This window comes from Nostocoides vanveenii (assembly GCF_039531165.1).
GTDB lineage: Bacteria > Actinomycetota > Actinomycetes > Actinomycetales > Dermatophilaceae > Nostocoides_A > Nostocoides_A vanveenii.
Map to the genome: position 1 here is coordinate 94,555 of NZ_BAAAPN010000047.1, position 12,382 is coordinate 106,936.

The 12,382-nt window shown below is 69.8% G+C and carries 13 protein-coding genes; 10 read left to right on the plus strand and 3 right to left on the minus strand.

The window, feature by feature from the left end; translation table 11 throughout:
* Positions 1 to 6 precede the first annotated feature (6 nt).
* The 6 genes from ABD209_RS10420 (at position 7) to ABD209_RS10445 (ending at position 6,747) form a co-directional block, all read left to right on the plus strand.
* On the plus strand, positions 7 to 1,329 hold the full coding sequence (locus ABD209_RS10420; protein ID WP_344065755.1) for a homoserine dehydrogenase: 1,323 nt from the start codon (positions 7 to 9) through the stop codon (positions 1,327 to 1,329).
* A gap of 4 nt (positions 1,330 to 1,333) precedes the next feature.
* A complete protein-coding gene (gene thrC, locus ABD209_RS10425) occupies positions 1,334 to 2,431 on the plus strand; it encodes a threonine synthase (RefSeq protein ID WP_344065758.1) in 1,098 nt (365 codons plus the stop codon).
* The gene (gene thrB, locus ABD209_RS10430; protein ID WP_344065761.1) at positions 2,428 to 3,390 is read left to right on the plus strand and encodes a homoserine kinase; all 963 of its coding nucleotides are present in this window, start codon (positions 2,428 to 2,430) and stop codon (positions 3,388 to 3,390) included. The genes thrC and thrB overlap by 4 nt, the downstream gene beginning before the upstream one ends.
* A gap of 455 nt (positions 3,391 to 3,845) precedes the next feature.
* On the plus strand, positions 3,846 to 5,963 hold the full coding sequence (gene rho / locus ABD209_RS10435; RefSeq protein ID WP_344065763.1) for a transcription termination factor Rho: 2,118 nt from the start codon (positions 3,846 to 3,848) through the stop codon (positions 5,961 to 5,963).
* Between the two features lie 77 nt (positions 5,964 to 6,040).
* The gene (locus ABD209_RS10440) at positions 6,041 to 6,403 is read left to right on the plus strand and encodes a hypothetical protein (RefSeq protein ID WP_344065766.1); all 363 of its coding nucleotides are present in this window, start codon (positions 6,041 to 6,043) and stop codon (positions 6,401 to 6,403) included.
* Positions 6,404 to 6,561: 158 nt separating this feature from the next.
* Positions 6,562 to 6,747 (plus strand): hypothetical protein, encoded by a 186-nt coding sequence (locus tag ABD209_RS10445; protein WP_344065769.1) that lies wholly within the window; start codon positions 6,562 to 6,564, stop codon positions 6,745 to 6,747.
* A 93-nt stretch (positions 6,748 to 6,840) separates the two neighbouring features.
* On the opposite strand, the gene ABD209_RS10450 is transcribed toward ABD209_RS10445, so the two are convergent.
* Positions 6,841 to 7,452, minus strand: coding sequence for a GNAT family N-acetyltransferase (locus ABD209_RS10450; RefSeq protein ID WP_344065772.1), 612 nt, complete (start codon positions 7,450 to 7,452; stop codon positions 6,841 to 6,843).
* A 180-nt stretch (positions 7,453 to 7,632) separates the two neighbouring features.
* On the opposite strand from ABD209_RS10450, the gene rpmE reads away from it, so the two are divergent.
* The 4 genes from rpmE (at position 7,633) to ABD209_RS10470 (ending at position 10,147) form a co-directional block, all read left to right on the plus strand.
* On the plus strand, positions 7,633 to 7,848 hold the full coding sequence (gene rpmE, locus ABD209_RS10455) for a 50S ribosomal protein L31 (protein ID WP_344065883.1): 216 nt from the start codon (positions 7,633 to 7,635) through the stop codon (positions 7,846 to 7,848).
* Positions 7,849 to 7,967: 119 nt separating this feature from the next.
* Positions 7,968 to 9,044 carry a peptide chain release factor 1 gene (prfA, locus tag ABD209_RS10460; protein WP_344065775.1) on the plus strand — a complete coding sequence of 359 codons (1,077 nt, stop codon included), beginning with the start codon at positions 7,968 to 7,970 and terminating at the stop codon, positions 9,042 to 9,044.
* 6 nt (positions 9,045 to 9,050) lie between these two features.
* Complete coding sequence (gene prmC / locus ABD209_RS10465; RefSeq protein ID WP_344065777.1) at positions 9,051 to 9,929, plus strand: peptide chain release factor N(5)-glutamine methyltransferase; 879 nt, start codon at positions 9,051 to 9,053, stop codon at positions 9,927 to 9,929.
* Between the two features lie 77 nt (positions 9,930 to 10,006).
* On the plus strand, positions 10,007 to 10,147 hold the full coding sequence (locus ABD209_RS10470) for a hypothetical protein (protein WP_344065780.1): 141 nt from the start codon (positions 10,007 to 10,009) through the stop codon (positions 10,145 to 10,147).
* Positions 10,148 to 10,281: 134 nt separating this feature from the next.
* On the opposite strand, the gene ABD209_RS10475 is transcribed toward ABD209_RS10470, so the two are convergent.
* Together ABD209_RS10475 and ABD209_RS10480 are read right to left on the minus strand one after the other, a co-directional pair.
* A complete protein-coding gene (locus ABD209_RS10475) occupies positions 10,282 to 10,896 on the minus strand; it encodes a response regulator (RefSeq protein ID WP_344065783.1) in 615 nt (204 codons plus the stop codon).
* Positions 10,893 to 12,320, minus strand: coding sequence for a sensor histidine kinase (locus ABD209_RS10480; RefSeq protein ID WP_344065786.1), 1,428 nt, complete (start codon positions 12,318 to 12,320; stop codon positions 10,893 to 10,895). Before ABD209_RS10480 ends, ABD209_RS10475 begins: the two co-directional genes overlap by 4 nt.
* Positions 12,321 to 12,382: the final 62 nt, after the last annotated feature.

A 12,382-nucleotide genomic window follows, 5' to 3' on the forward strand; every position in this document is an offset into this window, starting at 1 on the left:
TGCCCGATGACTGACGAACCCGCCAAGCCCATCCGCGTCGCCCTGCTCGGCTGCGGCGTCGTCGGCTCCGCCGTCGCGCGCATGCTCGTGACGAATGCCGCCGACCTGCGCGCCCGCGTCGGCGCGCCCGTCGAGCTGGTCGGCATCGCCGTGCGCCGCCCGGCCAAGGACCGCACCGACCTGCCGGTCGACCCGGCCACCTTCACCACCGACGCCGCCGAACTGGTCACCCGCGCCGACATCGTCATCGAGGTCATCGGCGGCATCGACCCGGCGCGCGAGCTGCTCCTCTCGGCGATGGCGCACGGGGCGTCGGTCATCACGGCCAACAAGGCGCTCCTCGCCGAGGACGGCCCGACCCTGTATGCCGCGGCCGACGCCGCCGGTGTCGACCTCTACTACGAGGCCGCGGTCGCCGGTGCCATCCCGATCCTGCGCCCGATCCGCGAGTCGCTCGCCGGCGACGACGTGCGCAAGGTCCTCGGAATCGTCAACGGCACAACGAATTTCGTGCTCGACAAGATGGACACCAGCGGCGCCGGTTTCGAGGAGACCGTCACCCAGGCGCAGGCCCTCGGCTATGCCGAAGCCGACCCGACCGCCGACGTCGAGGGCTTCGACGCTGCGGCCAAGGCCGCCATCCTTGCCTCGCTTGCCTTCCACACTCGGGTCCGTGGTGCGGACGTCTTCCGCGAGGGCATCAGTGACGTCACGGCAGCCGATATCGCCGCCGCCAAGGCCATGGACTGCGTCGTCAAACTCCTTGCCATCTGCGAGCGCACGACCGGCCCCGACGGGGACGGCATCAATGTGCGCGTCCACCCCGCGATGATCCCGCGCAGCCACCCGCTGGCCTCGGTGCGCGACGCCTACAACGCCGTCTTCGTCGAGGCCCAGGCCGCCGGCCAGTTGATGTTCTACGGCCGCGGCGCGGGCGGCGACCCGACCGCCTCGGCCGTCCTGGGTGACCTGGTGGCCGTCGCTCGCCACCGGGTGGCGGGCGGCCGCGGGCCGGGGGAATCGGCATACGCCGATCTGCCAGTGCTCGGGATCGGGACGTCCACGACGCGCTACCACATCAGTCTCGACGTCGAGGACCGGCCGGGCGTGCTCGCCCAGGTGGCGCAGGCGTTCGCCGCCCATGACGTCTCCATCGAGACGGTGCGGCAGCACATCCCCGCCAACTCCGCGACCGGCCAGGCGCATGCCAATCTCGTGGTCGTCACCCACCGGGCCACCGAGTCCGCCCTGTCCGCGACGGTCGATGCACTGGCGGCCTCGCCGTCGGTCGCCGAGGTCGTCTCCGTCATGCGTGTCGAAGGAGCGTGAACCCATGGCCCACCAGTGGCGTGGCGTGATCCGCGAGTATGCCGACCGGTTGCCGATGCTCGCCGGCGCCCCTGTCGTCACCCTGCACGAAGGCGGCACGCCGCTGATCGAGGCCGAGAAGCTCTCGGCGCGCGTCGATGCCCGAGTCCTGGTCAAGTACGAAGGGCTCAACCCGACCGGATCCTTCAAGGACCGCGGCATGACGACCGCGATCTCGATGGCCGCCAAGCACGGGGCCAAGGCGGTGATCTGCGCGAGCACCGGCAATACCAGCGCGAGCGCCGCGGCCTATGCGACCAAGGCCGGTATGACGTGTGCGGTCCTGGTCCCGGACGGCAAGATCGCGATGGGCAAGCTCTCCCAGGCGATCGCCCACGGCGCCACCTTGCTGCAGGTCGAAGGGAACTTCGATGACTGCCTGACGGTCGCCCGCAAGCTCGCCGAGGTCTATCCAGTCGACCTCGTCAACTCGGTCAACCCGGCGCGCATCGAGGGCCAGAAGACCGCGTCCTTCGAGATTGTCGACGCGCTCGGAGATGCCCCGGACATCCACTGCCTGCCGGTCGGCAACGCCGGCAACATCACGGCCTACTGGAAGGGTTATCGCGAATACGTTGCGGGACATGGGATTCCGAGCGTCGCCGACGGTCCGGCGACGAAGCGCCCGCAGATGTGGGGCTTCCAGGCGGCGGGCGCGGCGCCCATCGTGCTCGGCCACCCGGTCGACGAGCCCGAGACCATCGCGACCGCCATTCGGATCGGCAACCCCGCATCGTGGACGCAGGCCGAGGAGGCGCGTGACGACTCGGGCGGGCGCATCGAGGCCGTGACCGACGCCGAGATCCTCGCCGCCCACCGGCTGCTGTCTGCTACGGAAGGCATCTTCGTCGAGCCGGCGTCCGCGGCCAGTGTCGCCGGCCTGCTCAAGGTCCATGCGGCGGGGGGCGTGCCCAGCGGCGCGACCATCGTGTGCACCGTCACGGGTCATGGCCTGAAGGACCCGGACTGGGCTCTCAAGGGCGTCGACGGCCAGTCGATCACGCCCACGCGCATCCCGGTCGACGTCTACAGCGCGGCCGTGGCGCTCGGCCTGGAGGGGTGAGTCCCTCGCTCCCGATGTGGGAGCCGGGGCGGTCGGTCACGGTCACCGTCCCGGCGAGCAGCGCCAACCTCGGCCCCGGGTTCGACGCGATCGGCGTGGGCCTGGACATTCGTGACCGGTGCACGGTGACGGTCACCGAAGAGCCGGGCCTTCGCGTCGTCGCCACCGGCGAGGGCGCCGGTGCGGTGCCCACCGACGAACGCCACCTGGTCATCCGATCGCTGCTGCGCGGATTGGACGCGTTGGGCGTCGACCGCCCGGCCGGTATGACGCTGACCTGCGTCAACGCCGTCCCCCACGGGCGTGGACTGGGGTCGTCCGCGACGGCGATCGTCTCCGGGATCGGCGCCGCGAGCGCCCTCGCCGCGCTCGCGGCGGGCGGGCCGGCGGCAATCGATCTCGCCTTCGTCAACGATCTCGCCGCCGAGATGGAGGGGCATCCGGACAACTCCTCGGCCAGCGTCTACGGCGGGCTGACGCTGAGTTGGCCGGACGATGCGCCTGAGGCCGGGCCGCTCGCGCATACGCGGACGGTATGCCTGACTCCTCACCCCGACGTGCGGCCGATCGTCGTCTGCCCCGACACTCAACTGAGCACTGCGACCGCCCGCTCCGTGCTGCCGAGCCAGGTGCTCCTGCGCGATGCCGCGGCGAATTCCGCGCGCGCCGCCCTCCTCGTGCACGCGCTGACCACTGACCCGGAGCTCTTGCTCCCTGCCACCCGTGATTGGTTGCACCAAGAAGCCCGCCGCCCGTCGTATTCCGCGTCGATGGCCCTCGTGGACCGCATGCGTGCCGCGGGGCACGCGGCCGTCATCTCCGGCGCCGGACCATCGGTATTGGCCTTGACGACGGCGCCGGCGGAGGTCCTGGCCCTGGCCGGCGGGCCCTGGCAGGTGCTCGACCCGGGTTTCGCCGCCTCCGGGATCACCGTCGTACCCGCGGTCTCGGACGCGTAGCCAACGGATAATCGCCGGCAGATTTGCGGTACATCCCGTCCTGAATCGGCACGGGTTTGCTGCCGCCTCCTTTTGAGTCAGGAAGGGCTCATGGAGGGCGCGGGAGCGGCAGACGCTCATCCAGGATTCCGCGGCCAGGCAAGTCCGGGCATCCGTACCCTGATGGGTGCCACCATCTCAGCACGCGGGAATGCCCGACATCCTGGTTGCGTTGTGGGGGGTAGTGCGGTGATACAGTGCTACCGCAATAGCGAACTCGCATAAGCCGCAGAGCTCTTGATTCGCGAATGCAATCCACTTGATGATCGCCCCCCATGTGTGCCCTCGGGCCGACATGGGCACGGGACGATGCAGGGGACTTCCTCAGGTAGCCGGATTTCCTACGGCTGCAACGTAATCCAGGGCCCTTTCCGACGCGCTCGGAACAACGCCCATGACGAGGGAAAGGGTCCTTCGTGACCGATACAACCACTCTCGACGTCGCCGCACCGACGAGCGAGAAGCCGCGCCGCTCCGGCGCGCTCACCGCAATGCGTTTGGCCGAATTGCAGGGGTTGGCCAGCAGCATGGGCATCTCCGGCACCGCCAAGATGCGCAAGGGTGACCTCATCGACGTGATCAGGGCGAAGCAGTCCGGCGCTCCCGTCGCCCCCTCATCCTCCGCCGGCACGACCGAGCGCCCCGCCACCGGCAACCGCCGCGTCGTGCGCGGTGTTCGCGGTGAAGGCGCCCCGCAGGCCGAGCGGCTCGAGGGCGCGGCCGAGCGCGAGACGATCTCTCGCGAGGACAGCGCGTCGCGTGAGCAGGACCGCGCAGAGACGCGATCGGACGGCCGTGATGCCGAGTCGCGCCGCGACGCCCAGACTCGTCGTGACGCTGCCGACCGACAGGGCGAGGACCGCCAAGGCGAGCGCCGCAGCCAGGGTTCTCGTCGCCAGGGCGAACACAGCCAGAGCGGCGAGGACGGGCGCACCGGCGAGGGCGAGCCGGTGGACGGCGGCCGGCGCGAGCAGGCATACCGCAACCGGGAGCAGTATCGCGACCGGGGCGAGCAGCGCGGCCAACAGGACCAGCAGGGCCGCGACGGCCAGGCGCGCCAGAGCGACGTCCGGGAGCAAAACCAACGCGGCCAACAGGACACCCAGCAGCGCGACGGCCAGGGTCGCCAAAGCGACGGCCAGCCGAACCGCGACGGGCAAAGCCGCGACCAGCAAGGCCGGCAGGGCGCCCAGCAGGGGCAGCAGAACCAGGGCCAACAGGGCCGGTATGACGATGAGGACGGGCCCGGCAGCCGCCGCCGCGGACGCAACCGTGGTCGCAACCGCGACAAGCGTCGCATGCCCGGTCAGCCCGCGGGCGGGGACTTCGACGCGGAGCCGCAGGTTGCCGACGACGATGTTCTAACACCGTGCGCGGGCATCCTCGACATCCTCGACAACTACGCGTTCGTGCGCACATCGGGGTACCTCCCCGGACCGAATGATGTCTACGTCCCGCTCGGGATGGTCAAGCGCCACGGCTTGCGCAAGGGCGATGCCGTCACCGGTGCCGTCAAGACCCCGCGCGACGGCGAGGAGGCCCAGACCGTGCAGGCGGGCAGTCGCAACCAGCGCCAAAAGTACAACCCGCTGGTGCGTCTCGACACCGTCAACGGGATGACGCCGGACGCCGCGCACCACCGCCCGGAGTTCGGCAAGCTGACCCCGCTCTACCCGCAGGAGCGCTTGCGCCTGGAGACCGAGCCCAACCAGTTGTCCACCCGGATCATCGACCTGGTCGCCCCGATCGGCAAGGGGCAGCGTGGCCTGATCGTCTCCCCGCCCAAGGCCGGCAAGACGCTGATCCTGCAGGCGATCGCCAATGCGATCACCACCAACAATCCCGAGGCCCACCTGATGGTTGTGCTCGTCGACGAGCGCCCCGAAGAGGTCACGGACATGCAGCGCACGGTCAAGGGTGAGGTCATCGCCTCGACCTTCGATCGGCCCGCCGACGACCACACCACGGTCGCCGAGCTCGCCATCGAGCGCGCCAAGCGACTCGTCGAGATGGGTCACGACGTCGTCGTGCTGCTCGACTCCATCACCCGCCTGGGCCGCGCCTATAACCTCGCCGCCCCGGCGAGTGGCCGCATCCTCTCCGGTGGTGTCGACTCCTCGGCGCTCTACCCGCCGAAGCGCTTCTTCGGCGCCGCGCGCAATATCGAGAACGGCGGCTCGCTGACCATTCTCGCGACCGCGCTCGTGGAGACCGGCTCAAAGATGGACGAGGTCATCTTCGAGGAGTTCAAGGGCACCGGAAACATGGAGTTGCGCCTCTCGCGCCAGCTCGCCGATCGGCGCATCTTCCCGGCCGTTGACGTCAACCCCTCGGGCACCCGCCGCGAAGAGATCCTGCTCGCCCCCGAAGAGCTGAAGATCATGTGGAAGCTGCGCCGCGTGATGTCCGCTTTGGATGCGCAGCAGGCCGTGGAGTTGCTGATCGACCGGCTCAAGAAGACCAAGAGCAACTACGAGTTCTTGGTTCAGGTTCAGCAGACCAGCTCGATCCGTCTCGACGACGAGAAGGACTGACCGGCGCCGTTCCGGCACACGTGCAGCGGGGACCGGTGGGGCGTGACCCCCGCCGGTCCCCGCTCACAATTGACGACGTGGCGCGCGTTCGCCGGCTGACTGCCGTATGCCTGCTCGGTGCCGTGGGGCTCGCGCTGACCGGCTGCTCCGGGGATGCCGTCGCCCCTGTCACCGGACCGGGCGGCACCGTTGTCGAGATGGACGAGGGGTTTGCCGCCGAAACGCTCGCGCAGTGGGCCGAACACGGCGATCACCTCGTCTCGTTCACCGTCGTGCGTGCGGTGCGGGTGGCTCCTGACGACGAGGAACATTCCGCTGATGAGGGCATCATCGGGCGCAATGTCGTCGTCACCGCATCTGCTCCCTTCCGGAGCCCGGCCGGCGACGAGGACTGGCGCGTCATCTCCTGGCCCGGCTCGGCGAGCAAAGACGTGGTCTGACGCTGCCCCGGCGCAGAACTTCGTGGCGCCGGCCCCTGTTCCTAAACCCTGCTAGCAGGCGGCAGATGGCTCTTCGACGGCAGCGGGGAGGTAGCCATGAGGTCGCCGGAGTGCCCGTGGTTGATGGTGGGCCACTCCTACCTCGCCCTGGTCAACAAATGCCACCGGGTGACGGTCCGGGGTGGAATACCTTGTCCTGCGACACGATCATGGCCTACGACGGCGATCGGCTAGGCCGCGGCGAGCAATTCGACGGCGGTCTCGACGGGACACGCGCCCAGTTCAGGGACGGCAAAGCAACCGAGGTTGCTGCGGAGTTGGCCAAGGCCGCGGCCAAACGGTAGAGATGCCGACCAACCACGGCCACTCAGCACAGGTTAGATGACCTCCAGCAGGGTAGACCCTGCTCGACGTCACCTAAATGCTGCTACCAGAGGTTAGGTCCGGGGCGTCCGGTCCAACGTGACGCGGAGCTGGGGGAACTCGTGCTCGGTGAAGCCGTGCGCGGCATATCGGCGCCGGCCCTCGGGGGTGGCGAAGAGTTCGACGCTGGAAACATCGGTCTCGTCGCGGAACCACGCCATGACCGCATCGACGCAGGCCTGCCCGAGCCCGGTCATCCGGTATTCGGGGAAGGTCGCGACATTGCCCAGCATGCCGACTCGCCCCGACGGGTTGGCCGGCGACGGCGGGCGATCCACGACCTCGCCGATCGAGCAGGCGACCGCGGAGCCGTTGAGGTCGGCGACGCAGATGTAGACCCGCGGGTTGCCCAGGTGCACCTGCAACCAGCGGTGGGCGGCGGCCTGCCAGGCATTGTCGGCCACGGCCTCCGCCCCCGCCCCCAGTGCGGTGAACATCAGCGCCCGCAGGGCCACCACTGACGCGAGATCGCGCGCGGTGGCCCGTCGGATCACCGGCCCCGCGGGCGCCGACTCGGCCGGCTCGACGTCCGTGGGCGCCTCGTCCCGCTCCCGGCGCAGCGCTCGCGCCAGATTCGCAGGGGTGATCGGGGGCGTACGTCGCTTGCTCGGTTTGTCCTCGCTCACACCGGCAAGTATGCGGCCCGCCCGGGAGCGTCCCGAGGGAATGCGCCGGCGCCCGCGCGCGTTTGGGAGAGCGTGTGCCGCTCTGGCACACTATTCCTTCGGACCGGTTCACGGCGCGCGCCACCGATGGCGCAGAGCGAGCCCGACTCGCCGACCCGGCCCACGATCGAGGAGCACCCCATGAAGAAGGACATCCACCCGGCCTACGCCGAGACGACGGTGACCTGCACCTGCGGCAACACCTTCACCACCCGCAGCACCGCCAAGAACGGCGTCATCCACGCCGACGTCTGCAGCAACTGCCACCCGTTCTACACCGGCAAGCAGAAGATCCTCGACACCGGGGGCCGCGTGGCCCGCTTCGAGGCCCGCTACGGCAAGAAGGCCGCCAAGTAGCTTTCCCGACGCGCCGGTTCGCCCTCATAGGCGAGCCGGCGCGTTCGCATTTCCCTGCCCGTATGCCGCCGCCTCACCAGCGCTGCCCCCCCTCGCCACCCGTCAAAGGAGTCCCGGCCGTGTTCGAATCCGTCGATGCCCTGCTCGCCGAGCATGCCGAGTGCGAGCAAGCCATGGCCGATCCCGCGGTCATCGCCGACCAGGCCAGACTGCGCGAGGTCGGCCGCCGGTATGCCGCGCTCGGCCCGGTCGTCGCCGCCTACCACACGTGGCACGCGGCCCACGACGACCTCGGCGCCGCCCGTGAGCTCGCCGCCGAGGACGCTGCTTTCGCCGACGAGGTCCCCGCTCTGGAGGAGGCCGAGCACGCCGCGCACGAGCGCCTGCGCCGGCTGCTGATCCCGCGCGACCCCGACGATGACCGCGACGTCATCCTCGAGATCAAGGCGGGGGAGGGCGGCGAGGAGTCCGCGCTCTTCGCCGGGGACCTGCTGCGGATGTACCTGCGCTACGCCGAGAAGCGCGGCTGGCGCACCGAGGTCATCGACGCCACCGAGTCCGATCTCGGCGGGTACAAGGATGTCCAGGTCGCCGTCAAGGCCAAGGGGACGCCCGGCCCCGACGAAGCCCCGTGGGCGCGCTTGAAGTTCGAAGGCGGGGTGCACCGCGTCCAACGGGTGCCGGTCACCGAGAGCCAGGGGCGCATCCATACGTCCGCGGCGGGGGTGTGGGTGATGCCCGAGGCCGAGGAAATCGACGTCCATGTCGACCCCAACGACCTTCGGATCGACGTCTATCGCAGCTCCGGACCGGGCGGGCAGAGCGTCAACACCACCGACTCGGCCGTCCGCATCACCCACCTCCCCACCGGCACGGTCGTCTCGTGCCAGAACGAGAAGTCCCAGCTGCAGAACAAGGAGTCCGCGATGCGCGTACTCCGCGCCCGGCTGCACCAGATCGCCCAGGAGCAGGCGGACGCCGCCGCATCCGATGCCCGCAAGTCGCAGGTGCGCACGGTCGACCGCTCCGAGCGCATCCGCACCTACAACTTCCCCGAGAACCGCATCAGCGACCACCGCACCGGCTACAAGGCCTACAACCTCGACATCTTCCTCGGCGGCGAGATGGACCCGGCGATCGAATCGCTGATGAGCGCCGACGAAGCCGCGCGCCTTGCCGCCGTCGGCGGCAACTGACGCGCGATGACCCCGAGCCTGTATGCCGTTCTGACCGCCGCCCGTGCCCAGCTCGCGTCCGCCGGGATCGCCTCGCCCGACGCCGACGCCGTCGAACTCGCGTCCTTCGTGCTCGGGGTGCCGACAAGCGAGGTGCGCCGCCGGATGGTCCTGCGCGACCCGATCGACGACGCCGCCACCAGTCGGCTGGCGGATCTGATCGCCGAGCGCTCGGCGCGAATCCCGTTGCAGCACTTGACCGGGCGCGCCTATTTCCGCGGGCTGACGCTTGCCGTCGGCCCGGGTGTGTTCGTCCCGCGGACGGAGACCGAGGTGGTGACCGGTCTCGCGCTGGAGGCGGCGCGCGAGGCGGTGGCCGCCGGCATACGGGAGCCGGTCGTCGTCGACTTGTGCACCGGGTCGGGGGCGATCGCGCTGGCTATCAAGGACGAGTTGCCGGCCGCGCGCATCTTGGCGGTGGAGAAGTCAGAGCACGCGTATGCCTGGGCGCAGCGCAATCGCGAGTTGCTCGGCCTCGACGTGGAGCTGCGGCTGGGGGACGCGGTCGGGGCCTTCCCCGAGCTGGCCGGGAGCGTGGACGTGGTCGTGAGCAACCCGCCATACATCCCGACCGGCCAGGTGCCGATCGATCCCGAGGTGCGCAACCACGATCCTGAACTCGCGCTTTACGGCGGCAGCGCGGACGGGCTCGCGATCCCGCGGCTGGTGGCGGCGCGCGCGGCGACCCTGCTGAAGCCGGGGGGCGTGCTCGTGATGGAGCACGCGGACGCGCAAGGGCCGGGCCTGAGCCGTGCGCTCGCAAGCGCCGGCGAATGGTTCGACCTGGTGGATCACCGCGACCTGGCCGGTCGCCCGCGCGCCCTGGCTGGCCGCCGGGCCTGCTGAGTCCCATGCAAACGGTGCATGGATCACTTAACCAATAGCTATTGGACGCATGGCTTCGGCTGCTTCATGCTGGATACATGAGCAAGTTCCTGAAGAACATCATCGCCGGCCTTCGTCCCACCGCCGCCGACCTCGAGCTCGCGGCCGCCATCAAGGCCTACCCCGCCCGCGGCGGCAGCGCTGTGGTCGTTGTGCCGCGCACGACCGCGACGCGCTGACCTCCGGTCGTACGCTCGTGCACGGGTCGACGCTCCGTGCACGCCTGGGCGGTTTAGACCGCCGACCTCTGCCCACACCGCCGACCTCGCCCACACCACCCAGCACAAGCCGGCTTCCCCGCGCCGCGTGGCCTTCAGCCCAGGTGATCCCTCGCCCACAAGGCTGCACTCGTCCGGTCAGGCACACCGATTTCGCGAAACACCCGCCCCAAGTGCGCTTTCACCGTCCGCTCGGTGATCCCCAAAGCCCGCCCGATCTGCTTGTTGGCGAGTCCCTGAGCAACGAGCCGCAGCACGTCGATCTCGCGCGGCGAGAGTGCCGGCCTGGCGGACTGCCCCACCCGCGGAAGCAGCGCCCCCGCCACCCTCGGATCGAGCGGCACCTGCCCCGAGGCTGCATTGCGCACCGCCGCGAGCAACTCGCCGGGCTCGCAGTCCTTGAGCACATAGCCGGTGGCTCCGGCCGCCAGCACCTCCTTGACGCGGTCCCGGTCGGAGAAACTGGTCAGCACCACCACCGCCCCCGCGGTCCCGGCCGCCGTGATGGCGCGCGTGGCGGCGACGCCGTCGAGTTGCGGCATCGACAGATCCATCAGCACCACATCGGGCGTATGCCGCGCCGCCCCGGCCACGCCCTCGTGGCCGTTCGCGGCCTCGCCGACGACCTCGATGCCGGGATCCGCGGACAACAGGGTGCGGATACCGCTGCGGACCAGATGATGGTCATCGACGATGAGCACGCGGATCATGACGATTCCTTCGTCGGGGTCACGGTCAGGCGCCAATGTGTTCCCGCGCCGAGTTCGCTCGCGACCTCCAGTCGGGCGCCTGCTTCTCCCGCGAGGTCGCTCAGCACCCGCAATCCGAAGTGCCCAGGCGCTGGATCCGCTAGTACCGCAGCGATATCGAAGCCAACCCCGTCATCGACGATGTCGAGAACGGCCTGCGGACCCGCGGCCGCCAGGCGCACCTGCACCGTCGCCGGACCCGCGTGCTGCCCGGCGTTGCGCAGACACTCCTGAGTGACGCGAAAGACCAGGCGGGCGTCCTTGGCTCCGAGGCGATCCTCGACACCTGGGTCCAGGTGGACCCGAACGGCGACGCCCTCGCCGCGGACCCCTTGCGCAAGGTCGGTCAGCGCCGCCTCAAGGCCCGAATGTTCCAAACTCGGCGGATAAATGTCGACCAGCAGGGTGCGCAGCGACCGGATGCTGCGGCGCACGACCGTGGCCGCATCACCGAGATCGCGGGCGGCGGCCACGTCGCCCCGGGCCTGAGCCGCGGCTGCACCGCCGGCGATCGCGAAGGATGTCGCGGCCAACTCCTGGACTGGGCCATCGTGCAAGGTGGCCGCGATCCGTCGGCGCTCGCGCGCCGACGCATCCAGGGCACGTTCGGACAGATCAGCCCGCAGCCGTTCTCCACGACGGAGCCGACCGAGCAGGTGCCAGAGGAAGGGGATGGGCAAGATGGCCAGCAGCACCAGGCTCGCCATGGTCAGCGCGGCGAAACTGCGCCATAGGGTCGCGGTCCGGTCGCCGACGGGGTTGTAGGAGACATAGATCTCGAAGAGCGCGGTCGTCTTGTCGGGGAACCACACCGGCCGATAGACCTCGACCAGCCGGTCGGCGTGTTCGAAGGCATTCTCTGACTCGGTCAACCGGGAGATCTCCGCGTGGGTCTGCGGGTTGCGCAACACCTCGAGTTGTTCCTCGCTGAGAGCGAATATCTCGCCAACGAGTTTCGGCTCGTCGGCATAGAGGATCCGGCCACGGTCGGTCCAGAGTTTGACCCGGACGACATTGCGGGCCAGCATCCGCTCGTGGATCAAGGCGTCGAAGGCGTGGACGGCCGCCGGGTCGCCGTCGGCCAGCGCTTTCGTCATGGCGGGCTGCACGACGGCTTCGGCAAGCACATCGGCCAGGTCCGCAGCATCACTGACTGCCTCTCGCTCGGCCAGCGATCGCGCGACCAGAGCGCTCGCTCCGCCCACGAGCAGGAGCAGCACGAGCACGACGGCGAACAACTGGGTGAAGATGCGCCTCGGGCTGATGGCCGCGGGATCCGCCTCGCGCGTCGCGGACGTCGAGAACGTATGCCAGCGGCGTGCCGCGGCACCGGCCCCGGCTTCCGGGACCGGCGCGGCACTCCTTAGGGCCGAGGGCTCAGGCACTGGTTCGATCTGTCATGGCGTCGTCCGCTCTGGAGTGTGGCAGGTCGGCTCTGGCGCCGAAT